Genomic DNA, 26,821 nt, shown 5'->3' with positions numbered 1-26,821 from the left:
CGTTGAGACACGTGCCGGCTTCGCAAACACATGCCGCGAACTGCGCGCGCCGTTTTCATAGCCCTGAACCATCCCGGCGAGGTTTATCCCCGCTGGCGCGCGCTCCATCCCGCGCCCACCGGGATACACCTCGCCCAGGCTGCGCACCGGCCGTCCTCGCGTCGCCCTCGCGTCGAGATCGGTACCGACTTTCCCTTCACGGCACGTGTTTACGAAGCGGGCACTCGGTAGACAACGTGCCAGCTTCACGGACGCGTGCCGCGAGCTGTTGTCGTGTCAGCTGAACTGCGCCAACGCCGGTCTCACTCCACGCTGAGGCAGCGAGCTGAAGCCGGTTAGTTCAGGTGCCCGGCCTTCTCCATTTGACGCAGCTCCCGCTTGAGTTCAGAGACCTCATCGCGCAACCGTGCGGCGAGCTCGAACTTCAGCTCCCCCGCGGCCTCGAGCATCTGCGTGTTGAGGTCGAAGATGATCGATTCGAGATCGTTGGCGCCGTTTGCGGCCAGCCCCTGCCGGCGCAGGTTCGGCGTCGGGCTCTTCTTGCGCTTGTCACGCCCGGCCAGAAGCTCGGCCGTGTCGGCTTCTTCGCGCGCGAGGATGTCGGTGATGTCGGCGATCTTCTTGCGCAGCGGCGTCGGGTCGATGCCGTGAAGCGTGTTGTAGGCGACCTGCTTCTCGCGCCGCCTGTTCGTTTCTTCGATGGCATGCGCCATCGACGGGGTGATGCGGTCGGCGTACATGTGCACCTCGCCCGACACGTTTCGAGCCGCACGACCGATGGTCTGGATGAGCGAGGTCGACGATCGCAGAAAGCCTTCTTTGTCGGCGTCGAGGATGGCGACCAGGGAGACCTCCGGCAAGTCGAGGCCCTCTCTGAGCAGGTTGATTCCGACGAGCACGTCGTAGATGCCGGCTCGCAACTCCGACAGAAGCTCGACGCGGCGCAGCGTGTCGACATCCGAGTGCAGATAGCGCACTCGCACCCCGGCCTCCGTGAAGAAGTCGGTGAGTTCTTCAGCCATCTTCTTCGTCAGAGTTGTCACGAGCACGCGTTCGTTGCGGTCGGTGCGGAGGCGGATCTCCTCGAGCAGGTCGTCGATTTGCCCGGCGCTGGGCTTGATCACAACTTCGGGGTCGATCAGCCCGGTTGGGCGAATGATCTGCTCGACGATGCCATCGGCGATGCCCATCTCGTATTTGCCGGGCGTTGCCGAGAGGTAGACGGTTTGGCCGACGCGATTCTTGAACTCGCCAAACTTGAGCGGGCGGTTGTCGAGCGCGCTCGGCAGCCGGAAGCCGTGGTCGACGAGGGTGCGTTTGCGCGAGGAGTCGCCCTCGTACATCGCGCCGATTTGCGGCACTGTGACGTGAGACTCATCGATGACGACGAGAAAGTCGTCGGGAAAATAGTCGAGCAGGCAATGCGGGGCCTCCCCCGGGTTGCGAGCGTCGATGTGCCGCGAGTAGTTTTCGATGCCAGAGCAGAAGCCGATCTGCTCCATCATTTCGAGGTCAAACGTGGTGCGCATGCGGAGTCTCTGCGCTTCGAGCAACTTGCCTTCGCGTTCGAGTTGCTCGAGTCGTTCTTCGAGCTCTTCTTTGATGGTGACGATCGCGCGTTGCATCACGTCGTTATTGGCGACGTAGTGCGAACCGGGAAAAACCGAGACGGCGTCGAGTTTCTTCACAATGTCACCGGTGAGCGGATGCAGGCTGTAGAGCGCTTCAATCTCGTCGCCGAACATCTCGATGCGGATGGCGAGCTCTTCGTACATCGGGATGATCTCGATGGTGTCGCCGCGCACCCGAAAGTTGCCGCGGGAGAAGTCGACGTCGTTGCGCTGGTACTGCATGGAGACGAACTTGCGAATCAGCCAGTCGCGGTCGATGCGCTGGCCGACCTGCAGGGCGATCATCGCCTCGAGGTAGCCTTCCGGCGTGCCGAGGCCGTAGATGCACGACACCGTCGACACGACGATGACGTCGCGGCGGCTGAGCAGCGAGTTGGTGGTGGAGTGTCGCAGGCGCTCCACTTCGGCGTTGACCGAGGAGTCTTTTTCAATGAAGGTGTCGGTCTGCGGAACGTACGCCTCAGGCTGGTAGTAGTCGTAGTACGAGACGAAGTACTCGACGGCATTGTTCGGCATCAGTTCACGAAACTCGGTGGCCAACTGCGCCGCCAGAGTCTTGTTGTGGGCCAGCACCAGCGTGGGGCGTTGCACCTGCTCGATCAGCCAGGCGGTCGTCGCCGACTTGCCGGTACCTGTCGCGCCGAGCAGCACGACATCGGTTTCGCCGGCGTTGATTCGGGCGGCAAGGTCGGCGATTGCGCCGGGCTGGTCACCACTTGGGGTGTACTCGCTGATGACCTCGAACGGATGAACGGAGCGCGTTGGTTCCATTGCCCCAGTCTACAAACCGCCGCCGACAGTCAGCTGTGGTCGCCATCGCGGATGCCGCGGCGCTCAGCCGCTTTCTGCGCCGTTCTTGTCGACGTTTTGAGCGTTGGCCAGCTGGTCGTTGGTTGCCGCCCAGATGCTGAGTAGCTTGAGTGCGTCATGCGACGGCGAACCGGGTTCGGCGGTGTACGCGACGAGCAGAAGCCCCCGGTCTGAGGTGAGATCCATCGCCTCGAAGCTGAGATCGAGGTCACCGACGACCGGGTGGGTGATGGCTTTGACTCCGGTCCGATGTTCGCGGACGTCGTGGGATGCCCAGAGCGCGCGGAACTGCTCGCTGCGGGTGGAGAGCTCACCGACGAGGTCGCTGAGAGTGCGGTCGTGCGGTGTGCGGCCCGTTTCAGTCCGAAGCAGAGCGACAGTCTGATAAGCGGCGTCATCCCACTCGCGGTAGAACTCCTCGGAGCGGGGGTCGAGGAACAGGAATCGGCCAAAGTTCACCGGTCTGTGCGGCTGAACGTACATTTCGGAGAAGACGGCGTGCCCGAGCCGGTTGGTGGCGATGACGTCGAGCCGTCCGTTCTGCACGAATGCAGGCACATTGTCCATGGCATCGAGCAGCTGCTGGACTCCGGGGGCAACCTGTTGCGCCTTGGTGCGATCTCGACCGCGTTGCGGGTGGACGTCCTGATTGGCGGCGCGCACCAGATCGTCAAGGTGTGAGCGCTCAGCGTCGCTGAGTTGGAGGGCCCTGCTGATGCCTCCGAGCACGGCCTCGGAGACGCCGGCGAAGGTGCCGCGCTCCAAGCGCACGTAGTATTCGACGCTGATCCCCGCGATCAGGGCGACTTCTTCGCGGCGAAGCCCGGGAACACGTCGTCGGCCGCCGAAGTCGGGCAGACCTACTTGGTCGGGGGTGAGTCTGGCCCGACGTGAGGTCAGGAACTCACGGAGTTCATTCCGGATATCCATGACCCCAACCTATGTCACGCGGTCAGATCCAAGGAGGCACTGGCATTAACCCCACAAGAAGGGACTCCCTCGCATTCATGAAGACCCGTTGACTGGATCTCATACGACGATTCGATCAAGCACAGGATCGGATCCCGCCGAGAAGAGGAACCATTTTAATGAAGAACGCACATCTCGGAGACCTCACGGTCTCCCGCATCGGCCTCGGCACAATGACCATGGCCGGCACGTACACCACTGAGGGCGCTTTGGATAACGCGGAGTCGATCCGCACGATCCACCGGGCGCTCGAACTCGGGGTCACCCACATCGACACCGCGGAGATCTACGGCCCGTTCCTGAGCGAACAAATCGTCGGCCAGGCGGTCAAGGGCCGCCGGGACGACGTCGTGATCGCGACCAAGTTCGGCCTGGTCTCGCATTCCGGAGGCGGTCCCGGCGTGACCGACAGCAGCGCGGCGAACGTGAGGGCCGCCGTCGAAGGATCCCTCACACGCCTCGGCACCGACCGTATCGACCTGTACTACCAGCACCGGCTCGACCGAACCACTCCGATCGAGGAGACCGCCGGCGCCGTCGCTGACCTGATCACCGAGGGCAAGGTTCTGCATTTCGGTTTGTCAGAGGCTTCTCCGGAGACCATCCGTCGGGCACATGCGGTGCAGCCGGTTTCCGCGCTGCAGACGGAGTACTCGCTGTGGACTCGCGACGTGGAGGAGCACATCCTGCCGCTGCTGCGTGAGCTCGGCATCGGCTTCGTGCCCTACTCGCCGCTCGGCCACGGACTCCTCACCGGGCAAATCCACACCGTCGACGATTTCGCTGACACCGACTGGCGCAAGACAAATCCGCGATTCATCGGCGAAAATTTTCGCCGCAACCTCGCAATCGTCGACGAGGTGAAGTCCATCGGTGCCGAGATCGGCGCGACCCCGGCACAGACCGCGCTCGCGTGGTTGCTGAGCCGCGGCGATGACATCGCCCCGATCCCCGGAACCCGCCGGGTCTCCCGAGTCGAGGAGAACACTGCCAGCGAGGGCATTGAGCTCACCGCGCACCAGCTGAAGCGGCTGGACTCGCTCCGTCCCGCCTCAGGAGAACGCCACGACGAGGCCAGCATGGCCTCGATCGACCGCTGATTCCCGGGCGAACTCAACACACCATCGCCGCCGACAGTCGGCTGTGGTGACCGACGATTACCCTGCCCGAAGAGGGACGTCGACGTCGGCGCCGCCCTCTCTGGTGAGGCGATTCCCCATCGCGACCAGGGTGGGGGTCGGCACGAACCCGCCGGCAAACAGCCCCTCTCCTTGCTGAAAGCGTGGCGACCTGGCCAACATGGCGGCGGGTACGAAACCGAAGATCGTGGCGAGTTCGTCGAGGTCGACGGGCGAGCTCATCCGCATCACGACGAGGTTGTCGCATTGCGAGATGATGCTCGGATGCACACGGGACGGTCGCTGCGTCGACAGCAGAAGCCAGAGCCCAAACTTTCTGCCCTCGGCCGCAATCTGAATGATCCGGTCACGTACCGCGTTGTGCAACGGACTGTCTTGCTCAGGCGAACAGAGGTTGTGTGCCTCGTCGATGACGATCAGCACCGGACGCCGTTGTTCGCGTTTCGCCCAGAGGTCGTCGAGCACCGCCATCGCCACCACGAGCGGTTCGTCCGGATAGCTGAAACCGCCCAGGTCAAGCACCGTCGCGTCGGGACGCGAGTCGATGACGTCGGTCACCGCTTCAAATCCTCCCGCCCAGACGCCCCAATCGGTGATGCTCAAATTCTCGATCCGGTCGGCCAACGCATGGGCAGCCGTCGTGCCCTGTGCTCGGAGGGTTGGCACGATCTTGTCGGGGCCAAGCGTGCCGACGGTTTCTTCCAGGCGGGCCAGCTCGTTGAACTCTGCCCGGTCGTCCAACGGATCCAGGCGAAGAACCGCTCCCCTGCCCCGGAGTGGCAGGTCGGTGAACCGCACCCGCAGTGAGTCGGGGTCGGCCGAGGAAGGCCGCAGCACCCGGATGTCGCGAGCGGCCAGCGCCGCGCGCCCGGTCGACCTGGCGTCGGCATCCGTTCGCTCGGCGTCAATTCGCATGGCATCAGTTGACGCCGGTACCGCACGGTCACTCAGCTCATGCAACCGAACGAAGTCGGCATTCGGGTCGAAAATGACCATCGGCAGCCGAGTGTGAATGAGGAGCTGTTCGAGCACAACGCCGAGCGCGTAGGTCTTGCCTGATCCGCTCTGCCCGCACCAAAAGGTGTGCCGGTTGAACCGACGCGCGAACAGCCGGGCGGAGACGTCGCCGGTCGTCAGCACCGTGCCGATCCCCACGGTCGGGGCCGAGTCAGGATAGAGGAGGTCGATGGTGCCCGGATCGGCCCGCCGCAGCTCGGCCGAGAAGAAACCATGGGTGCTGCGCGTGTCGAGTCGACCTTCGGCGTTCACTTCGCCGATCACCCGGCCGGAGCCTCTCGGGGCCGAGCCCATGGTCAACGTCACGTCTTCGATCTGTCCGACCCGGATCGGAGTGCCGGCAGAGTGAACCGTGACGAAGTCGCCGGGGTTCGCTGATTCGTCGTCCACGCCGACGAACTGAAAGTGCCGTCCGTCGAGCGAGGCGGCTGTCGCGAGCAGGGTCGGTTCCGACGCATTCATGGGGCTGCCGGTTATTGCAGGGCCGAGGTGAGTCGGGCAACGCCGTCGAGAAATGTGGCCTTCGCCGGCTCCCTGTCCCATTCCTCGAGGGTCAACACGCGACCGGCGTCGCGATAGCCCTGCTCCACGGCCCGCATCTGCGCCACGAATGAGGCTCCACGCACGAGGAGGGTCACCTCCGAGTTGAGGGCGAACGAACGGATGTCCATGTTGCTCGACCCGATCACCGCCACATCGTCGTCGATCGAGAGATGCTTCGAGTGCAGAATGAACGGGGCCGGGTAGAGCCAGATCGTCACTCCCGCACGCAGCAGCGGCCGATAGTAGGAGCGCTGGGCATGCCAGACCGACCCCTGATCGCCGATCTCCGACACGAACAACTGCACATCCAGGCCACGCTGACACGCTGAGGTGATCGCGTACATCATTGCCTCATCCGGCACGAAGTAGGGGCTCGTGATGATGACCTTGCGCTGTGCCGAGGTGACCAGCGTGAGAAACTGGCGCAGATTGTTCTCTTCGTCGTAGCCAGGTCCACTCGGCACGACCTGGCAGACCAGGGCATCCGCCGAAGGGTCCGCCGGCACATCGACTGCCCGCAGATTCGCCTCCTCGCCGAGGAGCTCGTCGGACTCCAGATACCAATCCGACAGAAATACAGCATTCGTCGCCGTCACGATCGGGCCGGTGACACGTGCCACGAGTTCCTGCCATTTGAGCCCGCGCTCGATATTCTTCGGCGAGTTGTAGCTGCGGTCGATGAGGTTCTGCGATCCCACAAATGCGACAAGCCCGTCGACGATGACGAGCTTGCGGTGATTGCGCAGGTCGGGGCGCGAGTACTCCCCCTTCAACGGGCGCACCGGCAGCATGTAGCTCCACTTCGCCCCGATTCGGTCGAGTTCGGCGAAGGTCTCATCGTGACCGGCCACCCGCCGGGAAGCCACGTAGTCGGCGAGGAGGCGCACCGTCACACCACGCTGTACCGCGCGCTCCAGCGCGGCGAAGAACCCCCGCGTCGTCGCATCGAACGACACGATGTAAAACTCCACGTTCACGAAACGAGTCGCCTGATCGATCTCCAGGGCCATCGCGTCGATCGAGCCCTGGTAGTCGCCAAACAGCTGGGCGGTGTTGCCCCCCGCTGCCGGCAGAGCTCCCACCGCTTCGTTCTGACGCACCAACGACGCAAACCAGTCGGGCCAAGTGGAGCGGTCTGGTGCCAGATCGAGTCCATCGGCCCGCTGGGCGATCAGTCGGTTGAGCTCCGCCTGCTTCTCACGACGCTTCTTCGGAAGCGCGACGTTGCCGATCAGGAGAAACAGGATGATGCCGATGAACGGAATGAGAAAGATGGCGAGGAGCCAGGCCATTGCGGCCGTGGGCTTACGGTCGCGCGGCACGATGATGAGCGCTGTAATGCGGATGGCCAGGTCCAGGAGCACGAGGATACCGCCGACGATCGCGGTCGGGTCACTGATCACGGGTATCCCCTCTGCACGGCCCACGTGTGGCTTGAGCGCCGCGCGCAGGATTGTCAGGAGTATGCCAGTAGTTGGGCCCGCGCGGAACTTAAAACTTTTCGGGGAGCCGAATCTCTCGGTCTAGCCGGCGCTGACGACCGCTGCGCGAACCCGAGTCCAGAGCGCGTCCACCTGGGCCAGCGTGTCATCGAGCGAGCCGTCGGTGTCGATGACGACGTCGGCGACGGCCAGCCGCTCAGCATCGGTGGCCTGTGAATTAATGCGATTCGCGGCATCCGTCTCGCTCATTCCCCGCAGCTCAACCATGCGACGCAACCGAGTCTCTTCGCTGGCGTGCACGACGACGACGAGGTCGAAGGGATGCGCATGTGGCTGGGCCGTGCTCGCCTCAACGAGCAGTGGAACGTCATAGACGACGACGACGTCCTGGTCGGCCGCTGCGTCTCGGATGAGGGAGTCGGAGAGCGCGCGCACCGCCGGATGCACGATGCCGTTCAGCTTGTCCAGCTCGGCGGGGTTGCTGAAGACCTGAGCGCCCAGCGCCGCGCGGTCAAGGCTGCCGTCGGCCCTGATCACGCCGTCACCAAAAGTCTCGCGGACGGCGGCCAGCCCGGGAGTGCCCGGTTCGACCACTGCCCGTGCGAGTTTGTCGGCGTCGATGTGCACGGCACCGTGCTCGACGAGCCGCGTGGCGACGGTACTTTTGCCTGCTGCGATCCCGCCGGTGAGTCCAATCAGATACACGCCTGCAATGCTAGCTGTCGGCTCTGCTCGTCGGCGCCGCGATCCAGATTTCGGTGAGATACGGCAAATGAACCGGGTCTTCCCGCGTTTCGGGGTGGGCGTCGAGCACCGCGTCGACGCGTCGGCGCAGCGTCTCCTTCTCCGCAACGCTGGCCACGAGGTAGTAGCTGCGCGTCGTCACCAGGCTCCGGATGCCATCACGCGTCGTCTCCTGCACCCACCGGTCCACGCGCTGGTCGAGCACCGCCAACCCAGCACCTACTATCGGTTTGAAAGCACCGGCGGCGTGTTGTCCCGAGTTCATGGCGCGGGAGAGATCGCGCACCCAGGGCACCGATTCGTCCCTGCTGTTCCAGATCAGGGCCAGTCGGCCGCCCGGACGGAGCACACGCAGCACCTCGGCGCTTGCTGCGTCGATATCGACCCAGTGCCAGGCCTGTGCGAAAGTCACCAGGTCGACCGATGAGTCGGGAAGAGGGATGCGCTCCCCCGACCCTTCGACCGCGCGCACTGCCGGAAAATGCTGATGCAGCACCCGCAGCATGTCCGCTGACGGATCCACCGCCACGACGTGTGCGCCGAGTTCGAGGAGGAGTCCGGTGAGCTTGCCTGTGCCCGCACCGATGTCTGCAACGTCAATGTTCTGAGCAACGCCGACGTGACCCACCAGCCAGGCGACCGCCTCACGCGGATACGACGGTCGGTGGGCGTCGTATCCGTCGGCACCGGCCTTGAACGAATCGGCGTGAGCGTGGAGGCGTCCTTCTTGCATGCCTCGAGCCTACGAGTTGTGTGCGCCTGCGCGCCTCCAGATCGTCACCGCTACCACCAGCGTGCAAACGACGGCGATCACTGCAACGACGCCGGCGACCCCGATCAGGTGCACGCTCAGTGGCAATGCCAGGACCGCCCCCGCCGCGGGCAGAATCACTGACGGACGAACGACGGGGTGCGCAACGATCGGCCGATGGACCGCCCAGAACAACAGCAGGAAGAGGCCGGCCGGAATCGCGACGCCGAACGCTGCAGCCAGTGCCGGGACGTCGAGATGGTGGCCGGTCTGTTCAACCGCGACTTCGAGTCCCGCGCCGAGTGCGGCCAGCGACGCGAAAACGGCGTAGTGCGAGTATCCCCAGAAGTACGATTTCTCCCGGTTCGTCGACAGCCCCTCCCCGGTGGGTTCCAGAAAGTAGATCCACCAGAGTGCAAAAAGTATCACCAGCCCGGCCACCGAGATGGTGATCAGAGCTCCGCTGAGTCCCCCGGAATCCAACGACGCCGCCACGCCCGTCGAGGCTGCCAAAACGCTCTCACCGAGCAGAATGATCACAAAGAGGCCGTAGCGCTCTGCGATGTGATGCGGGTGCCAGTTCGTGTGGCCGTGACGTTCGGCCCAGATCGGAACGAGAAGTTCCAGAATGGCGAGGGCGACGAACGCGGCCAGTTGGAACTGCGCGGGCAGCAGACCTGACTCCTGCAACAGCAGTCGCAGAATCCATCCGAGCTGCACGACAGCGATCCCGATCGCGTAGCGCGACGCGGTTCGACGGCTGCTCGGGTCTTCCACGGCCGCACGCACCCACTGGGCGATCAGGCCGATCCTCATGACGAGATAACCCAGTGTCACGACCAGAAAGTCGCCGTCATTGAATGCAGCGGGCACGCCGGCTGCCAGAAGGAGCACACCACCCATTTGCAGCATTGTGAGCAGGCGATACGGCACGTCGTCGGTGTCGAATGACGAGGCGAACCAGGTGAAGTTCATCCATGCCCACCAGATGGCGAAGAACACCTGCAAGAACGGCACGATCGTCTGCACGCCGTGTCCGATGGCGATTCCGTGCGCCAGTTGGGCGGTGATGCTCGCGACAGCGACAACAAACGTCAGGTCGAAGAGAAGCTCAAGCTGGCTCGATGCGCGGTTCGGCTCATCCGTCGCACGAGCTCTCATTCGCACGCGCAACCGACGATGGGGCCGGTCAGCTTCAGACATCATCCACACAGCATACGGAGCAGTTGAACGTCTCACTGGCCAGGTTGTGCGTTCCGCCACTCACGGGGAGAGAGCCCGAAGCGGGCACTGAAGGACCGGCTGAAGGCCGAGGCAGACGAGAATCCAGCTCGGACTCCAATGTCGCTCACGGGAAGCGCACGCATGAGGTCACGCTCCATGAGAGTTCTGGCGCGCGTCAGCCTGCTCTCGAGAATCGAGCGGGTCAGGGTGTGCTCCTCGGCTTCGAAGGCCTTCTGGAGTGTTCTGGCCGACACTTGCAGTGCATCCGCGACGGATGCCGCGGTCAGCGAGGGGCTTCTGGAGTAGAGGTCGACGTGGTGTCGCGCTTCAGTCACCAGGTTGCGGCGGATGGTCTCTGGCGCGGAGTGTCGGCCGAGAAAATCGTCGACGAACGCGGTCGTGAGCTCGAGGATCGAATGAGCCAGTGCGGCTCCGGAGGCGGGACCGAGTTCGGTGTTCATCTTCATGGCTTGTGACGCGATCGACCCGATCATCAGGGGCAGTCCCTCAGTGAGCGGAAAGACCGTGCGAGCGATTGCGTCGATGTCTTCGGAACTGAGCCCGATCGCTTGGCGATCCATCCGGATCGATAGCGCACGAAAATCTGGCGTCATCTGAAATCCGCTGAGCCGCGGCATATGGTTCATGTTCATGTTGCCGGCATGGTTCTCGAGATCGTTGTACGCACGTTTGCACACGATCGCGCCATCCGTGATGAAAGCCCACACCAGAGCATCGCCCGGATCCGTGTACCCGGCAAATGGGTCGCTGCCGGGAGTGGGCGCCTTGGTGTGCACCAGGTGCACTGGCCCGAGCGCTTTGCTTTTCACGACCGTTGCGACGGCCGACGAGAAACCGGTCTGTTCGCGTGTTGCCTGCGGGAGATACATCTCTAACCACCTTTGCCTGGTCTGTAGTTGACCACAGGCGAACCGTTTCTTCGCAATTTCCGAATCCCGAGCCCTGCAGCGAAGCCGAACGGAATTATTGACACCACCGACCGTAGCGCGCAATTTGAGAAGAGATCATCATGACCGACACCACCGTCGTCCTCGTCCACGGCGCATTCGCCGAATCGTCAAGCTGGACCGGCGTCATCGCCGCGCTGGAATCCCAGGGCGTCGCCGCCATTGCGACCCCCAACCCGTTGCGCAGTGTCACCACGGATGCCGAAAACGTGCGGCGTGCTGTCGAATCAATCGGCGGTCGGGTGCTCCTGGTCGGCCACTCCTACGGCGGTGCCGTCATCACAGAGGCAGCCGTCGGCAGTGAAGTCGTCACTGGCCTGGTCTATGTCGCCGCATTCGCGCCGGAACACGGTGAGACCTCGCTCGGCCTCACCGGCCAGTTCCCAGGCAGCACACTCGGCGACACTGTTCGCCCCTACCCGCTTGGCGACGGCACCCACGACCTCATCGTCGACCGGGCGCTCTTCCCGAACCAGTTCGCCGGCGACGTGCCGGTCACAGAGGCAAAGATCGCTGCGGCCACACAGCGCCCCATCCGTGACTTCGCCCTCGGCGAGCCTCAGCCTGCCGAGATCTCCGCCTGGAAGACGCTGCCGTCCTGGTTCGTATTCGGTACCGGCGACAAGAACATCCCCGTCGAGGGCCTGCGGTTCATGGCCGAGCGGGCCGGCTCGCTGAAAACCGTCGAAATCGACGGTGCCTCACACTCCGTGATGGTGTCGAACCCTCAAGCCGTTGCCGACGTGATCGTCGAAGCCCTCGCTCACCTGTCCTAACCCACACCATCCGCTCCATTCACTCTCAAGGAGAAACCATGCCGTACTTCACCACTTCGGACGGAACCGAGCTTTACTACACCGATCAGGGCGCGGGTCAGCCCGTCGTTCTCAGCCACGGCTGGCCACTGTCGTCGGATGCCTGGCAGGTGGAGGTGAAACTCCTCGCCGATCACGGCTACCGCGCCATCGCTCACGACCGCCGCGGCCACGGCCGTTCGTCGAAGACGTACAACGGCAACGACATGGACACCTACGCCCGTGACCTCGCCGAGTTGGTGGAGCACCTCGACCTCACCAACCTCGTCGTCATCGGTCACTCCACCGGTGGCGGGGAGGTCGTGCGTTACGCCGCTCAGCACGGCGTCGGCCGCGTCGCCAAAGTGATCACCGCCGGCGCGGTTCCGCCCCTGATGGTGAAAACTGAGAGCAATCCAGACGGCCTCCCGATCGAGGTGTTCGACGGCATCCGTGCCGGGGTGCTTGCAGACGCGTCGCAGTTCTACATCGATCTGACCGAGGCGTTCTTCGGCGCAAACCGTGATGGCAGCACCGTCTCCGAGGGTGCGAAACGCGAATTCTGGCGCCAGGGCATGCTCGTCAATCTCGCGGCCGCCTACGACTGCATCGAGGCCTTCTCTGAGACCGACTTCACCGCGGACCTCGCCGCCCTCGACGTGCCGATTTTCATCGCTCACGGCGATGACGACCAGATCGTTCCTGTGGGCGACGCCGCGCTGAAGTCAATTGAACTCGTCACAGACGGCACGCTCAAGGTGTACCCGGGCGCCCCGCACGGCATCTACGGTGCGTACCAGGCGGAGCTCGGACAGGACATCCTCGCGTTCATCGCGAAGTAGCACGGTTCGAAACCGGGGCCGATCGGCACCGAAGCGTTCCGCCCGCGCGGTCATTGACCATGACCGCGCGGGCGGAGTAGTACTGTCGCCTCCTTCACTCGAGGGAAGCATCCTCCATTCCGCCGACGGGGCGACCGCCCCAGTGCGAAGGCGCCTCTAGATCAGACGGCAGCCGTGTGTGCTGATCGCCTCGCGCCGCATTCATCTGCGGCTGAGTCAGGTACAGCGCTTTCGAGAGATCGGCTCCGGCGAGCCGCGCATCCCGCAGGTCTGCGCCGAGAAGGTCCGCACCCAACGCAGTTGCCGCGCGGCAGCGAACGCGGAAAACATTTCGTCTTTGCTGTCCGGATTGTCGAGCCAACTCGTGCCGGCGAACAGTATCTGCGACACCTGCTGTCCCGCCCCAAAGCAGTCAAAGACCGTGCAGCCGCGGAATCCCCGCGGTCGCAAGCTGTCGTGGATCGTGCAGGAGAAGTCAGAGGCGAGGCTCGAGCAGGGTGAGCCTGCTGGCTTGTCGACGGGAAAGTCTGCAGAACGCGAGAATCCGAAGGCTGTGCAGCACAGGGCGAAGCAGTTGCCGCAGTCAGGACGAAGCAAGAGTCGGCCAGTGGGAGACGGGCCGGCGGCAAAAGATATGGACTCGGACGGGTTCGACGATGTCATGTGAATGTGCGCTTTCAGTAGTGAGTTCAGGAGATGGCTGGTGCGTCGGGGAACTCACGATGGAGTTCCCTGCACAGGCGCACTGAATCACCGCTCCGGTGCGAGTCGCACTGATTCGGAGCGAACTGAAACTACGGGAAGGACTCTGGGTCACAGAGAAATATGAATTGGCACTGGTGTCAGACTAGCCGACCGCCATTCTGCGTTGCACACGGTTGCTCGCTCAATACGCTCGTTAGACGCAGATTGGCCGGACCCCGAAGGGCCCGGCCAATCTGTTCAGTGACGCTGTAGTTCGAAGAACGCTACTCCGTGGAGCAGGCGTTCAACTGACTCATTGCCGTGGTGCTAGTTGCCGTGGTGTTAGTTGCCACCGGAGAGCTTCTCGCGCAGTGCGGCGAGAGCCTCGTCGTCGGCAAGCGTGCCGGCGCCGGCGGTCTCGCTCGAGAAGGTGGAGCCAGCAGCAGACGCGACGTCGCCGACAGCGATGACCTCGTCGTTTGCCGAAGCAACCTGCTTCTTGTGAGCTTCCCAGCGAGCCTGGGCTGCAGCGTAGTCCTGCTCCCACTTCTCGCGCTGGGTCTCGAAGCCCTCACGCCATTCGTTGGTCTCCGGGTCGAAGCCTTCAGGGTACTTGTAGTTGCCCTGGTCGTCGTACTCGGTGAGCATGCCGTAGAGCGCCGGGTCGAACTCGGTGCCTTCGGGGTCGACACCCTCGTTGGCCTGCTTGAGGCTCAGCGAGATGCGGCGACGCTCGAGGTCGATGTCGATGACCTTGACGAACACCTCGTCGCCGACGGAGACAACCTGCTCGGCCAGCTCAACGTGCTTGCCGGAGAGCTCGGAGATGTGAACCAGGCCTTCGATTCCCTCGGCAACGCGAACGAACGCGCCGAACGGAACGAGCTTGGTGACCTTACCCGGTGCAACCTGGCCGATGGCGTGGGTGCGGGCAAATACCTGCCACGGGTCTTCCTGCGTTGCCTTGAGCGACAGGGAGACGCGCTCGCGCTCCAGGTCGACCTCGAGGATCTCGACGGTGACTTCCTGGCCAACCTCGACGACCTCGCTGGCGTGCTCAATGTGCTTCCAGCTGAGTTCTGAAACGTGAACCAGACCGTCAACGCCACCCAGGTCGACGAACGCACCGAAGTTGACGATCGACGAGACGATGCCCTTGCGGACCTGTCCCTTCTGGAGGTTGTTGAGGAACGTGGTGCGGCTCTCAGACTGGGTCTGCTCGAGCAGCGCACGACGCGACAGAACGACGTTGTTGCGGTTCTTGTCGAGCTCGAGGATCTTCGCTTCGATTTCCTGGCCCAGGTACGGGGTCAGGTCGCGAACGCGACGCAGCTCGATGAGCGAGGCGGGAAGGAAGCCACGGAGACCGATGTCAACGATGAGGCCACCCTTGACAACCTCGATGACGGAACCGGTGACAACACCGTCTTCATCCTTGATCTTCTCAACGTCGCCCCATGCACGCTCGTACTGAGCACGCTTCTTCGACAGGATGAGGCGGCCTTCTTTGTCTTCCTTCTGGAGAACAAGAGCCTCGACCAAGTCGCCGACCTTGACAACCTCGGAAGGGTCAACGTCGTGCTTGATGGAAAGTTCGCGGGAGGGAATGACGCCCTCGGTCTTGTATCCCACGTCGAGGAGAACCTCGTCGCGGTCGATCTTCACGACGGTACCCTCGATGAGGTCTCCATCGTTGAAGAATTTCAGCGTCTTTTCGACCGCGGCAAGAAAGTCTTCAGCAGATCCGATGTCATTGATGGCGACCTGCTTGGGTGCCCTGTCGGTCGTTGCGATTGTCATGTAGTAGTTGCTCCAGTATGGACAGATATCGGGCCAGCACAGACAGAACCGTCGAATTCAACGGCCTGGTTTGCTCCGCACTAGCAGCGGATAGTTCGTCACGAACGTGACGTTCAAGCTTAGCTGTTTGGCCGCGCCTTCGGCAAGCCGCGATTGTGCACGATCTGGGTGAGCGCCGGCTCCAAATTCGGGTACGAGAATTCATAGCCGCTGCTCACGATTCGCTCCGGAATCACCCAGCGACTTTTCAACACCAACTCAGTTTCGGTGCGAATCATCGCGGCCCCGGTTTCCAGCATCCAACGCGGTGTCGGAATGCCGAGCGGTGCGCCGACAGCGCGGCGAACGGCCGCCATCATCCGCTTATTGTCTTCAGGTTCTGGAGCTGCGGCGTTGATGACGCCGTCGATGTCGTCGTGATCGACGAGGTGACGGATGATGCCCAGCACGTCGTCGATATGGATCCAGCTGAATCGTTGGCTTCCGCCCAGTGCGCGTCGCTCATGGAAGGTGCCGGCCGCCCGTCGTGCCTGCGTTGATGGCCAGTGCCCGTCGAGCTGCGAGCCACCGAGGCCGACCTGAGCCAGGCGGATCAGTGGAATCAGCGCGCTGCCATCGCCGAGCACGATCGCCATGCGGAGTGCGACCCGGCGGGTGCCGGGGAGCTCACCGGCAAAGAGTTCCTGCTCCCACGCCGTGGCGATGCCCACCGAGAAACCGGTGCCGATCTCGCCCGCCTGCTCGGTCATCGGACGATCTTCGGCGTGCCGGTAAATGGTGGCCGTCGACGAGTTGACCCAGAGGGGCGGCGGGCTCGCGCAGGCCCGGATGGCGGCGGCCAGTTCGCGCGTTGTTTCGATGCGGGACCGCATGATCTCGGCGCGGTTCTTCGGGGTGTACCGGCAGTTCACGCTCTTGCCGGCCAGGTTGACCAGCAGATCTGCACCGTCGAGCAGTCGAGTGATCGTGGCGGTGTCGCCCCAGCGGGCGTCGGGTCCCGAACGGCCGATCATCGTGACCTCCGCGCCGTCGGCGCGAAACGCCTCGGCCAGGTACTGCCCGATGAAGCCTGAACCGCCCGCGATCACGACACGCTGAGTCCCGATACGGTGAGTCATTCTGAGCCATCCCCCTCGCGGATCTCATAGCTGAAAGCCCCCGCATACTCGTACACCGTACCGATCAGTGGAGCGGTGAGGGTGAGCGGCACGCGTTGCACTGCTTCGGCATCATCGAAGCGTTCGATCAGGGCGACGCGCGGTGACAATCGATGCGGCAGCGTCAGCCAACGCCGGCCGATCCGCAGGGCAACGGCGGTTGAATCGAGGTGCATCGCGCCATCGACAACTCTCGCGCGAAGCGTTGCGCGCAGCCGGCGACGCGCGCCGAGGTAGTCGACAAGTCCGATCGGAGCCGGCTCTGCGGTGATCGCGTCGATCATAGTGCGGTCACCGGTTGTGAACTGAAAGGTGCGGGATGCCGCGACGGCGGGAGCCCCACGCGGAGAGCGCGTCGGCCGGTTGATCACCGTGAACGGGACACCCTGATACCAGCCGGGGAACAGCACATCCGGCCGGCCGAACAGCCACAGAAGGGGCCAGAGCCATCGGCGCGGGGTGCCCACGCGATCGAAACTGCCGTGCCCGGAGCCGTGATGCCCGGGCGGGATGACCCCGCAATAGTCCCGCAGGCGCGGGTGCAGGGTGTCGGGGAGTCCGCGCCAGATCGTCTCATATGGCGACTGACGTTCGGTCGGCACCGGATGCTGCGGGCCCGGATGCTGCGGATGTGGCTGTTGCGGACCTGGCTGTTGCGGATCCCCCGACACGGCAGCCGCCGCTACTTCAACAGAGTGGACCGCAAGGTGTCGAGCCCGACACCGCCCAGGTCAAGAGCGCGTTTGTGGAAGTCCTTGATCGAGAAGGATGCGCCCTCCTTCTCCTGGCAGGCGTCACGCAGCTGCTCCCAGATGCGCTGGCCGACCTTGTACGAGGGTGCCTGGCCCGGCCAGCCGAGGTAACGGTTCACCTCGAACTTCACGAAGCCGTCGTTCATGTTCACGTTCTGCCCGAGAAAGTCGAACGCGTACTCGCTGGTCCAGGGTCCTGAGCCGTCTGGCAGCTGCTTCTCGAGGTGCACACCGATATCAAGCACGACGCGGGCGGCGCGCATCCGCTGCCCGTCGAGCATGCCCAGGCGGTCAGCCGGGTCGTCGAGGTAGCCGAGCTGTTCCATCAGGCGCTCGGCGTAGAGGGCCCAGCCTTCGGCGTGACCTGAGGTGCCCGCGAGCTGGCGGCGCCAGGTGTTGAGCGTGGCGCGGTTGTACACGGCCTGGCCGATCTGCAGATGGTGGCCGGGAACTCCCTCGTGGTAGACCGTGGTGAGCTCGCGCCAGGTGTCGAACTCGGTGACGCCGACGGGCACCGACCACCACATGCGTCCGGCTCGCGAGAAGTCATCGGTGGGTCCGGTGTAGTAGATGCCACCCTCCTGAGTGGGGGCAATCATGCATTCCAGACGGCGGATCTCTTCGGGAATGTCGAACTGGGTGGCCGAGAGCTCAGCGACAGCCTTGTCGCTGGTCTCCTGCATCCACTTCTGCAGTGCGTCGGTGCCGTACAGCTTGCGCGCGGGGTCGGCGTCGAGCACTGCGATGGCCTCGAGCACGCTGGCGCCCGGCTTGATCTGGTCGGCGATGCTCTCCTGCTCCTCGACCATGCGGGCCAGCTCTTCGATCCCCCACTCGTAGGTCTCGTCAAGGTCGATCTTTGCGCCGAGGAAGCTTCGGGAGGCAAGCTCGTAGATCTCGCGGCCGACGGCATCCTTCTCGGTGGCGGCGGGCTCGAGCTCGTCGTTGAGGAACGCAGCGAGGGTGTCATAGGCCTCGGCCGACACGCGCGCACCGGCTTCGAGGTCGGCGGCCAACGACGCCGGAATGTCTCCCGACTCGAGACGGGCTGTCGCGGCGTAGGTTCCGAAGAATCCGTCGGCGGCGGCGGTGCGCCTGGCCTGCTCGATGACCTCGCGCACCTGGCGCTTGGCCGGGGTGACACCGCGTTCGATGCCGAGCCGCAACGTCTCGATGTAGCCGTCCACTGCGGCGGGCAGTGCGGCGAGGCGCTGGGAGATCGTCTCCCAGTCACTCTCCGTGTCGGTGGGCATCAGATCGAACGCATCGCGGATGCCCTGGGCCGGCGACGCGATCACGTTGAGATCACGCAGCTGCAGCTGGGCTTCTGCACTCTCGAGTTCGAGGGCGAGGCTGCTGCGCAGGTCGGTCTTGGTGACGACGTCAACGTCGTCGACGGCGGATGCGGCATCAAGTTTCGCGATCACTCGGCTGATCTCTTCAACCGTGCGTGCGTGACCGGCCGGCGAGTAATCGCCGAAACGGTTATTGACCTCGGTGCGCCCGATGTAGGTGCCGATGGTGGGGTCGAGTTCGACGAGGGTGTCGACCCAGTCTTCGGCGATCTGGTCGATCGCGGTGGGAGTGCGCTGAATGTCGTTGCTCATGGGTTCAGCCTAGGACAGCCGTCACACCCGGTGCGGGACGTGGCCTCCTGCGCAACGGCAGCGATGGTCGACGACGGCTTGTTTGACCGGTTTCCCCGGCCTGATGTGGTGCCGCACTTCTCACCGTGCCATCGACAACGAACTTCTAGTGCGCGGCGTCGTCCCAGTTCTTGCCGCGCCCGACCTGCACATCGAGCGGCACGAGCAAATCGGCCGCGGTCTGCATGCGGTGCGTGACGACGTCTTTCAGCGCGTCCCACTCCCCTGGTGCGACGTCGAAGATCAATTCGTCATGAACCTGCAGCAGCATTCGCGACTCGAGGTTCTTCTCACGCAGGTCGACCGCGATGCGGTTCATCGCGATCTTCATGATGTCGGCCGCCGAACCCTGAATCGGCGCGTTCAGCGCGGCACGCTCGGCATTGTCGCGCAGCACCCGGTTCGGGCTGTGCAGCTCGGGGAAGGGGCGGCGACGGCCGAAGATGGTCTCGGTGTAGCCGTCGACCTTCGCCTGCTCGACGACGTGACGCAGGTAGTCGCGCACCGCACCGAAACGTTCGAAGTAGTCGGTCATCAACTTCTTCGCTTCTTTGGTCTCAATGCGGAGCTGCTTCGACAGCCCGAATGCGCTGAGACCGTATGCCAGCCCGTAGGACATCGCCTTCACCTTGGAGCGCATCTCATTCGAGACGTCTTCAGGTGCCACGCCGAAGATGCGTGAGCCGACGAAGCGGTGGAGGTCTTCTCCTTCGTTGAACGCCTCGATCAGTCCTGCGTCTTCGGAGAGGTGCGCCATGATGCGCATCTCAATCTGCGAGTAGTCGGCGGTCAGCAGCGACTCGGCCTGCTCGCCGGCATGGAAGGCAGCACGGATGCGACGGCCTTCCTCTGTGCGCACCGGGATGTTCTGCAGGTTGGGATCGTTCGACGAAATGCGCCCGGTCGCCGTGCCGATCTGCACGTAGTTGGTGTGGATACGCCCGGTCTCATCGATCGCCTTGTCGAGGGTTTCGACGATCTGGCGCAGTTTCGTCGCGTCACGGTGCTGCAACAGCAGACCCAGGAACGGATGCGGGTTGCTGGCCTGCAGGTCGGCGAGGGCGCCGGCATCCGTGGTGAACCCGGTCTTGTTGGCACGGGTTTTGGGCATCGCCAGCTGGTCGAAGAGCACCTCTTGGAGTTGCTTCGGCGAGCCCAGGTTGACCTCACGGCCGATCTCCGCGAAAGCGGATGCGGCCAGGTTGGCGACGCTCTCACCCAACTGAGTCGACAGCTCGGCGAGCTCGTCGTGGGAGACGGCGACGCCGGCGAGCTCCATGTCGACGAGGGCAAGCAGGGTGGGAATCTCGATGTCGGTGAGCACCGTGCGTGAGCCGGCGTCGAGCGCATCGAGGATGGCCGGAGCGACCCGCAGCGTGTACCAGGCCTGGGTCGGAACGCCGGCAGAGTCGTCGGGAACGAGCTGATTGGGATCGTGAATGGGCAGTGTCTCGTCGAGATACCGCGTGACGAGGTCTGACAGGGTCTTGTCCGGCCCGCCCGGGCGCAGGAGCCACCCGGCGACCAAGGTGTCGGTGGCGAGTCCGTCGAACGCGAGTTCACTGCGCTTGAGCGCCTTCAGCTGCGGCTTGGCGTCGTGCATGACCTTCGGCGCGGGGCCGGCGAGCCAGGCCTCGAGGGGGGCGTAGTCGGTGCGACCTGCCTGCCAGGGCAGGTTGAGGCTCTCGGTCGCGCTGGAAAGGCCGAAGCCGATCACCTGTCCGTCGAGCATCTCGACGGTCAGCCCGAGACCTGTCGGGGCCGCCGCCGCGTTGCGGGACAGCCAGAGCTCGAGTTCCTCATCGAGGAGGTCTTGTGCCTTCGGGGCGGTGGGAATCTCCGGCGCGGCAGGCTCGGCCTCCGCACCGGCAGCCGTGAATGCAACTGCGCCGTTCTCGCCGCCCTCGAGCTTGAGCACCCGGTCGAGCAGGCTCTTGAACTCGAGACGTTCGAAGATGTTTCGCACGGCTTGCTCGTCGATCGAGGTGCGCTCAAGTTCTGGCACCTCGACGGGCAGCTCGAGGTCGGTCAACAGACGGTTGAGACGGCGATTGCGGATCGCGTTCTCTTTCTGCTCACGCAGATTGTTGCCGACGACGCCCTTGATCTCATCAGCGTGCTCGAGGATTCCGTCGAGGCTGCCGTAGAGGCCCAGCCACTTGACGGCGGTCTTCTCCCCCACCTTGGAGATGCCGATCAGGTTGTCGCTGGTCTCGCCGACGAGCGCCGCGACATCCGGATACTGGTGCGGCTCAATGCCGTATTTTTCGCGCACGGCGGCCGGGTCGTAGCGCTTCAGCGCCGATACGCCCTGGCTCGCCGGGTAGAGCAGGGTGACGTTCTCGTTCACCAGCTGGATCGTGTCGCGGTCGCCAGAGACGACGAGCACGTCGTAGCCGGCCTCTGTTCCGCGCACCGAGAGGGTGGCCAGGATGTCGTCGGCCTCGTAGTCCTCTTTGGTGAGGGTGCGGATGTTCATCGCCGCGAGGGCATCCTGCAGCAGCGGAATTTGACCCTTGAACTCCGACGGCGTCTCCCCACGGGTTCCCTTGTAGTCGGGGTACTCCCGAGTGCGGAACGAGAAACGAGAAATGTCGAACGCCACGGCGAGGTGCGTGGGTTTCTCGTTGCGAAGCAGGCTGAGCAGCATCGACAGAAAGCCGTGGATGGCGTTCGTGTGTTGCCCGTCGCGGGTTTGGAAGCTGTCGACTGGCAGGGCGTAGAAGGCCCGAAATGCCAGAGAATGGCCGTCGATGATCATCAGGGTAGGCTTTTTTGAGTCCGACACAGACCCAGCCTACAAGCGTCGCCTTGAGCGAGCGGGCAGACCCAGCAAAGGTGACCATGATCAATCAGACTGAGACTTCCCTTGCCTGGCTGCAGCAGCGAGGAATTGGCGCTCTGGCCGAGAAAATGGGCATCGAGTTTCTTGAGTTCTCGGTTGACCGCTCGGTGGCGCGGATGCCCGTGGATGGCAACACGCAGCCGGCGATGCTGCTGCACGGCGGCGCGTTTGTCGTGCTCGGCGAGTCGCTCGGTTCGATGGCCGCAAACCTCTATGCCGGGGAGGGAAAACTCGCCGTCGGAATCGAGATCAATGCGACGCATACCCGTTCGGCGACATCCGGTCATGTCACGGGCGTCTGCACTCCGATCCACCTCGGGCGCACGCTGACCACGCACGAAATTGCAATCTCCGACGAATTGGGCCGACGCTGCTCGACCATTCGCATCACCAACCTGATCAAGGACATGCCGGGCGCGGCGTCCTGAATTTCTGTCTCTGAGAATCAGAAAAGCCCGGCCGAATTCGGCCGGGCTTTTTCAGTCTGTGTGTAGAAATCTACTTCTTGGCTCGCGCTACTTCTTAGCGGAGAGTTGCTCGATGATCGCCTGGGAGACATCGTGCATGGTCAGGCGGCGGTCCATCGATGCCTTCTGAATCCAGCGGAAGGCTTCGGGCTCTGACAGGCCCATCTTCTCGTTGAGCAGGCCCTTGGCCCGGTCGACGAGCTTGCGGGTCTCGAAACGCTCGACGAGGTCAGCGACCTCCGCTTCGAGCGTGATGATCTGGCTGTAGCGCGAGAGGGCGATCTCGATGGCCGGAAGCAGGTCGTTCGGGGTGAACGGCTTCACCACATAGGCGAGGGCGCCGGCTTCGCTGGCGCGCTCGACGAGCTCCTTCTGGCTGAAGGCCGTGAGCAGCACCACGGGAGCGATGTGCTCCTTGGAGAGGCGCTCTGCGGCGCTGATGCCATCAAGCTGTGGCATCTTGACGTCCATGATGACGAGGTCGGGGCGAAGTTCGCGCGCCAGGGCAACAGCGGTTTCGCCGTCGCCAGCTTCGCCGACCACTTCGAAGCCGTTGTCACGGAGAATCTCGACGATATCGAGGCGAATAAGGGACTCATCCTCCGCGACGACAACGCGGCGGGGAGGAGCGGGGGTAGTGTCTTGGTCGGTCACACCTAAAACCTTACGGTATTCTGATCGAGGTGTTGTGAGCCGGTGTGGCGGAATGGCAGACGCGGAGCACTCAAAATGCTTTGTTCGAAAGGACGTGTGGGTTCAAGTCCCACCACCGGCACCATCACGAAGACCCCCGTACTTCCCTGTGAATCAGGCAAGGACGGGGGTCTTCTTTTCGTTGGGCAGAGTGGCAGGCCGGGAGCCGGGTGAAGGTATCCCCCGGCTCCCTGCCAATTCACTCGACACTCATTTCACGCGCTGCTCATTCACGCGCTGCTCATTTACGCGTTGCTCATCTACGCGTTGCTCTTTTACTACGTGCGGTCGAGAGCGCTCCGAAGCTCACTTCGCCATTCGACGGGAGCCTCGGCCGCCGGTGCGGCGGGCAGGATTCCCTTGCCGTCAGGCTCCGGAATCGCCGAGAGCAGAGCTTGGGTGTACGGATGCACCGGGTCATTCCAGATGCGCTCCGACACGCCCGACTCGACGATTTTTCCGCGATACATCACGACGGTGCGGTCGGCGATCAGACGCACGATGGCCAAGTCGTGGGAGATGAAGAGCAGCCCGGCTCCGGCGTCGAGCGCGAGCCGTCTCATCATGTCCGCGACCGACGCCTGGCTCGACGCGTCGAGCGCCGAAATGGGTTCGTCGGCCACAAGCAGGTCCGGGCGCGCCGCGAGGGCGCGTGCGATGGCGACGCGCTGGCGTTGCCCACCGGAGAGCTCATACGGGTATCGCCCGACCATCGTGGTGGACAGGCCCACTCGCTCCAGCCATTCCTCTGGCACCGAGCCGGCCTCGCCCCGCGCCAGAGCGGTGGTGATGCCCTCGCTGATCTGCTGCCCGACGCGCACGCGCGGGTTCAAGGAGGAGTTCGGGTCTTGAAACACCATCTGGATCGAGGTGAACTGCTTGTCGCGGCGACGCACACCGAGCAAGGGAACCGTGGCTCCCCGGTACGTCACGCTGCCGGAGCGCGGCTTTTCCATGCCGACGACCGCGCGGGCCAGACTCGACTTGCCACAGCCGCTCTCCCCAACCAGGGCGAGAACTTCGCCGGGTTCAATCGAGAGTGACACTTCGTCGACGGCCCGCACGACCTGTGTGCCGTGATATTCGATCACCAGATCAGAGACGTTCAGCAGTGCGCTCATCGGGCATCATCTTCCAGTGCGGCCACGGCGAGGCCGTGGGCTGATGGGGCGTTCTGTGCCCCGGGCAGGGAGTCCAGGAGTTCGCGCGTGTAAGCGTGTTGCGGGGCTCCGAAGATCTGTTCCCGCAGACCCGCCTCGACGATTGCGCCGTGACGCATGACGGCGACGTCATCGGCGATTGCGCTCATCACGCCCAGGTCGTGAGTGACGAGCAGCACCGCCAGATTGCGTTCGATGGCCAGATCTTTGAGCAGGTGAAGAATGCCGGCTTGCACCGTCACGTCGAGGGCGGTGGTCGGCTCGTCGGCCAGCAGCACAACCGGGTCGCAGGCCAGCGCGATCGCAATCGCAATGCGCTGCCGTTGCCCGCCCGAGAACTGGTGCGGGTAGCGCCGCAGTGCCTCCTCAGGATTCGGCACCCGCACGCGCGTCAGCAACTCGACTGCCCGCGCCTTGGCATCCGTCGCATTCAACCCGAGGTGCCTGCGCACATGGTCGGTGAGCTGAGACCCGACCATGATCTGCGGGTGCAGACTCGACGACGGGTCCTGAAAGATCATCGCGATGCGGCGGCCGCGGATGTCGTTCAACGCCCGGCGGCCCATCCCGATGATTTGGGTGCCATCGAGTTCAATCGATCCACCCACTGAGGCGTTCGCCGGCAACAGGCCGAGAATCGCCAGGGAGGACACGGTCTTTCCGGAGCCGGATTCACCGGCCAGGCCCTGGATGCGTCCGGGAATCAGATCGAAGCTGATTCCGGTGACGATCTTCTTCGGGTTCTTCTTCGCCCCGATCGCGATGGTGAGGTCGCGAACCCGCAGAACGGGTACCGGCGCTGTGTTCTCAGCTGTCAGTGTTGCGGTCATGATCAGGCTCCTGTCCGGCTGAGCTGCGACGTCGGGTCGAAGATGTCACGCAGGGAGTCGCCGATGAAGTTGAACGCCATCACGACGGTGAGGATGGCCAGGCCGGGGAACACGCCGATCCACCAGCTGTCGAAGTTCGCCATCGCCGCTGAGATCATCGATCCCCACTCCGGCGTCGGCGGCTGTGCACCGAGGCCGAGGAAGGACAACCCGGAGAGCAGCAAGATCGCCGTTCCGATGTCGAGGCTCGCGAGCACGAGGATCGGACCGACGACGTTCGGGGCGATGTCGACCCTGAGCGTTTTGCCGGGCGAGAAACCGAGCAGGCGCCCGGCCATCACGTAGTTCTGGCCGCGGAGGCCGAGCACGATGCTGCGTGTCATGCGGGCGTATTGCGGCCAGGAGACGACAAATGCGGCAATCACGGCATTGAACAATGACGGGCCGAGGGCGGCCGCAACGACCATGGCGAGGATGACGGTGGGGAATGCCATCACCAGGTCGGTGATGCGCATGAGCACCTCGTCGATCCACCCCCCGAAATAGCCGGCGATCGCCCCGACCAGCGTGCCGACGACCATCGAGAGCACGACGAGCAGCAGGGCGAGCGGGATCGTGACGCTTGCTCCCGTCATCAGACGGGAGAAGATGTCGCGACCGAGGGCATCCGTGCCCATGAGCGTGTCGATGCCCGGCGCCTGCAGGCGTGGGAGCTTCTGCGCGAGTGGGTCAAACGGAACCCAGAGTGGAGCCGTGAAAGCGACGACCACCCAGAACAGTCCGACGACCAGTCCGATGACGCCGAGCGGCGTCACCCAGTTCTTGGGAACGCGGTACCAACGGCGCCTCATGCGAGTCTCACTCTCGGGTCGAGCACGCCGTAGAGCAGGTCGACGGCGAAGTTGATGGCCAGGTAGATGAAGCCGACGACGAGTCCGACGCCCATGACACCGGGCAGGTCGAGGCTGGTTGCCGAGTTGAAGGCGTAGGTTCCGAGGCCCGGCCAGGCGAACACTGCCTCGACCAGAACGGTGCCGGAGAGCAGTGAGCCGAATGCCAGCCCGACGATCGTCAGGATCGGCAGCGAGGCGCCGCGCAGCACGTAGCCGAAGAGCATCCGTGGTCCGCTCAGTCCCTTGGCGCGACCGGCCCTGATGTAGTCGGCGTCGAGCACCTCGAGCACCGAGGTGCGCACGAACCGGGTCAGCAGCCCGATGGTGAACAGCGAGAGCACGAAGACCGGGAGCATGAGGTGAGCCAGGGCGTCCATGAAGGTCGTCCACTGGCCGGCCAGGAGCGCATCGACGGTGTAGAGCCCTGTCACCGTCGGCGGCGGGCTGAGGATCGGCGACAGTCGGCCGGAGCCGGGCGCGATGCGGAGTTGGAGAAAGAAGAAATTGAAGCTGACCAGCGCCATCCAGAACGTGGGGATGCTCAGACCGATCAGGGAGAGCACACGCACGAGCTGGTCGCTGATCTTGCCTCTGCGGTAAGCGGCGATCGAGCCGAGCGTCACGCCGAGGGCGAGGCTGACGATGATCGCACCGATTGCCACCTCGAATGTCGCGGGCATTGCCTTCTGCAGGTCGGTGGCGACCGGCTGTCCGGTGCGGAGCGAGACGCCCATATTGCCCTGGAACAGGTTGGCGAGGTACGTGAAGTACTGCACAGGCAGTGGCTGGTCGAGGCCGTGCTTGGCGATATACGCGGCGACGGTGGCGGGATTGCTCGCGGCACCCTCACCGAGGGCAGCGACGACCGGGTTGCCCGGAACGAGGTTCGCGAGGCTGAACGTCACGAGCGTGACGCCGAACAACAGCAGTACAGACATTCCGAGGCGACGAAGCACGTACCCGGCCAGGGCGGACCTGGCCGGGGACGTGCGGGTCGCGCGGGTGGTTTTTCCCACGCTG

The 26,821-nt window shown here is 64.0% G+C and carries 23 protein-coding genes and 1 tRNA gene; 5 read left to right on the top strand and 19 right to left on the bottom strand.

Going from position 1 to position 26,821, the window contains the following annotated elements; translation table 11 throughout:
* Window positions 1–335: 335 nt before the first annotated feature.
* Together uvrB and ABD791_RS04200 are read right to left on the bottom strand one after the other, a co-directional pair.
* Window positions 336–2,402, bottom strand: coding sequence for an excinuclease ABC subunit UvrB (gene uvrB / locus ABD791_RS04205; RefSeq protein WP_345062570.1), 2,067 nt, complete (start codon window positions 2,400–2,402; stop codon window positions 336–338).
* A 63-nt stretch (window positions 2,403–2,465) separates the two neighbouring features.
* Window positions 2,466–3,371, bottom strand: coding sequence for a helix-turn-helix domain-containing protein (locus ABD791_RS04200; RefSeq protein ID WP_345062568.1), 906 nt, complete (start codon window positions 3,369–3,371; stop codon window positions 2,466–2,468).
* 158 nt (window positions 3,372–3,529) lie between these two features.
* Between ABD791_RS04200 and ABD791_RS04195 the strand changes: the two genes are divergently transcribed.
* Window positions 3,530–4,510 carry an aldo/keto reductase gene (locus tag ABD791_RS04195; RefSeq protein ID WP_345062566.1) on the top strand — a complete coding sequence of 327 codons (981 nt, stop codon included), beginning with the start codon at window positions 3,530–3,532 and terminating at the stop codon, window positions 4,508–4,510.
* 57 nt (window positions 4,511–4,567) lie between these two features.
* Here ABD791_RS04195 and ABD791_RS04190 read toward each other — a convergent pair whose 3' ends face one another.
* The 6 genes from ABD791_RS04190 to ABD791_RS04165 all read right to left on the bottom strand — a co-directional run bounded on the left by ABD791_RS04190 (window position 4,568) and on the right by ABD791_RS04165 (window position 11,160).
* The gene (locus ABD791_RS04190; protein ID WP_345062564.1) at window positions 4,568–6,028 is read right to left on the bottom strand and encodes an ATP-binding protein; all 1,461 of its coding nucleotides are present in this window, start codon (window positions 6,026–6,028) and stop codon (window positions 4,568–4,570) included.
* A gap of 11 nt (window positions 6,029–6,039) precedes the next feature.
* Window positions 6,040–7,512: a cardiolipin synthase gene (gene cls, locus ABD791_RS04185; RefSeq protein ID WP_345062562.1), complete on the bottom strand. Its 1,473-nt coding sequence runs from the start codon at window positions 7,510–7,512 to the stop codon at window positions 6,040–6,042.
* A 120-nt stretch (window positions 7,513–7,632) separates the two neighbouring features.
* Complete coding sequence (gene coaE, locus ABD791_RS04180) at window positions 7,633–8,256, bottom strand: dephospho-CoA kinase (protein WP_345062560.1); 624 nt, start codon at window positions 8,254–8,256, stop codon at window positions 7,633–7,635.
* A gap of 10 nt (window positions 8,257–8,266) precedes the next feature.
* Entirely contained in the window at window positions 8,267–9,028 is a 762-nt protein-coding gene (locus ABD791_RS04175; RefSeq protein ID WP_345062558.1) for a class I SAM-dependent methyltransferase, read from the bottom strand.
* 9 nt (window positions 9,029–9,037) lie between these two features.
* The gene (locus tag ABD791_RS04170; protein WP_345062556.1) at window positions 9,038–10,252 is read right to left on the bottom strand and encodes a low temperature requirement protein A; all 1,215 of its coding nucleotides are present in this window, start codon (window positions 10,250–10,252) and stop codon (window positions 9,038–9,040) included.
* 29 nt (window positions 10,253–10,281) lie between these two features.
* Entirely contained in the window at window positions 10,282–11,160 is an 879-nt protein-coding gene (locus ABD791_RS04165; protein ID WP_345062554.1) for a helix-turn-helix domain-containing protein, read from the bottom strand.
* 140 nt (window positions 11,161–11,300) lie between these two features.
* On the opposite strand from ABD791_RS04165, the gene ABD791_RS04160 reads away from it, so the two are divergent.
* Together ABD791_RS04160 and ABD791_RS04155 are read left to right on the top strand one after the other, a co-directional pair.
* Window positions 11,301–12,014, top strand: a complete 714-nt coding sequence (locus ABD791_RS04160; protein ID WP_345062552.1) for an alpha/beta fold hydrolase — start codon at window positions 11,301–11,303, stop codon at window positions 12,012–12,014.
* Window positions 12,015–12,052: 38 nt separating this feature from the next.
* Window positions 12,053–12,874 carry an alpha/beta fold hydrolase gene (locus ABD791_RS04155; RefSeq protein WP_345062550.1) on the top strand — a complete coding sequence of 274 codons (822 nt, stop codon included), beginning with the start codon at window positions 12,053–12,055 and terminating at the stop codon, window positions 12,872–12,874.
* Window positions 12,875–12,968: 94 nt separating this feature from the next.
* Here the strand turns inward: ABD791_RS04155 and ABD791_RS21230 are convergent, their stop codons facing one another.
* The 6 genes from ABD791_RS21230 to polA form a co-directional block, all read right to left on the bottom strand.
* Window positions 12,969–13,169 carry a pentapeptide repeat-containing protein gene (locus ABD791_RS21230; RefSeq protein WP_425562216.1) on the bottom strand — a complete coding sequence of 67 codons (201 nt, stop codon included), beginning with the start codon at window positions 13,167–13,169 and terminating at the stop codon, window positions 12,969–12,971.
* 731 nt (window positions 13,170–13,900) lie between these two features.
* Window positions 13,901–15,358 (bottom strand): 30S ribosomal protein S1, encoded by a 1,458-nt coding sequence (gene rpsA / locus ABD791_RS04145; protein WP_345062548.1) that lies wholly within the window; start codon window positions 15,356–15,358, stop codon window positions 13,901–13,903.
* A gap of 119 nt (window positions 15,359–15,477) precedes the next feature.
* Window positions 15,478–16,476 (bottom strand): epimerase, encoded by a 999-nt coding sequence (locus ABD791_RS04140; protein ID WP_345062546.1) that lies wholly within the window; start codon window positions 16,474–16,476, stop codon window positions 15,478–15,480.
* The gene (locus tag ABD791_RS04135) at window positions 16,473–17,186 is read right to left on the bottom strand and encodes a DUF4166 domain-containing protein (RefSeq protein WP_345062544.1); all 714 of its coding nucleotides are present in this window, start codon (window positions 17,184–17,186) and stop codon (window positions 16,473–16,475) included. The genes ABD791_RS04140 and ABD791_RS04135 overlap by 4 nt, the downstream gene beginning before the upstream one ends.
* An 11-nt stretch (window positions 17,187–17,197) precedes the next feature.
* Window positions 17,198–18,874, bottom strand: coding sequence for a DUF885 domain-containing protein (locus tag ABD791_RS04130; RefSeq protein ID WP_345062542.1), 1,677 nt, complete (start codon window positions 18,872–18,874; stop codon window positions 17,198–17,200).
* 145 nt (window positions 18,875–19,019) lie between these two features.
* The gene (gene polA, locus ABD791_RS04125) at window positions 19,020–21,701 is read right to left on the bottom strand and encodes a DNA polymerase I (protein ID WP_345062540.1); all 2,682 of its coding nucleotides are present in this window, start codon (window positions 21,699–21,701) and stop codon (window positions 19,020–19,022) included.
* Between the two features lie 56 nt (window positions 21,702–21,757).
* Here polA and ABD791_RS04120 point away from each other — a divergent pair, with 56 nt between their 5' ends.
* Window positions 21,758–22,186, top strand: a complete 429-nt coding sequence (locus ABD791_RS04120) for a hotdog fold thioesterase (protein ID WP_345062538.1) — start codon at window positions 21,758–21,760, stop codon at window positions 22,184–22,186.
* An 87-nt stretch (window positions 22,187–22,273) separates the two neighbouring features.
* Here ABD791_RS04120 and ABD791_RS04115 read toward each other — a convergent pair whose 3' ends face one another.
* A complete protein-coding gene (locus ABD791_RS04115) occupies window positions 22,274–22,879 on the bottom strand; it encodes an ANTAR domain-containing response regulator (protein ID WP_345062536.1) in 606 nt (201 codons plus the stop codon).
* 38 nt (window positions 22,880–22,917) lie between these two features.
* Here ABD791_RS04115 and ABD791_RS04110 point away from each other — a divergent pair.
* Window positions 22,918–23,003 (top strand) — tRNA-Leu (locus tag ABD791_RS04110).
* A gap of 193 nt (window positions 23,004–23,196) precedes the next feature.
* Here the strand turns inward: ABD791_RS04110 and ABD791_RS04105 are convergent.
* From ABD791_RS04105 to ABD791_RS04090, 4 genes are read right to left on the bottom strand one after another with little or no spacing between them, the layout of a single operon-like run.
* Window positions 23,197–24,039 (bottom strand): ABC transporter ATP-binding protein, encoded by an 843-nt coding sequence (locus ABD791_RS04105; protein ID WP_345062534.1) that lies wholly within the window; start codon window positions 24,037–24,039, stop codon window positions 23,197–23,199.
* Window positions 24,036–24,908, bottom strand: a complete 873-nt coding sequence (locus ABD791_RS04100; RefSeq protein ID WP_345062533.1) for an ABC transporter ATP-binding protein — start codon at window positions 24,906–24,908, stop codon at window positions 24,036–24,038. The genes ABD791_RS04105 and ABD791_RS04100 overlap by 4 nt, the downstream gene beginning before the upstream one ends.
* 2 nt (window positions 24,909–24,910) lie before the next feature.
* Window positions 24,911–25,759 (bottom strand): ABC transporter permease, encoded by an 849-nt coding sequence (locus ABD791_RS04095; protein ID WP_345062531.1) that lies wholly within the window; start codon window positions 25,757–25,759, stop codon window positions 24,911–24,913.
* On the bottom strand, window positions 25,756–26,817 hold the full coding sequence (locus tag ABD791_RS04090; RefSeq protein WP_345062530.1) for an ABC transporter permease: 1,062 nt from the start codon (window positions 26,815–26,817) through the stop codon (window positions 25,756–25,758). Before ABD791_RS04090 ends, ABD791_RS04095 begins: the two co-directional genes overlap by 4 nt.
* Between the last annotated feature and the right edge of the window lie 4 nt (window positions 26,818–26,821).

Origin of the sequence: Glaciibacter kafniensis (assembly GCF_039538945.1) — a bacterium.
GTDB lineage: Bacteria > Actinomycetota > Actinomycetes > Actinomycetales > Microbacteriaceae > Cryobacterium > Cryobacterium kafniensis.
The sequence above is the reverse complement of the archived record's forward strand: the minus strand, read 5'-3'. Positions and strand labels throughout refer to the sequence as shown.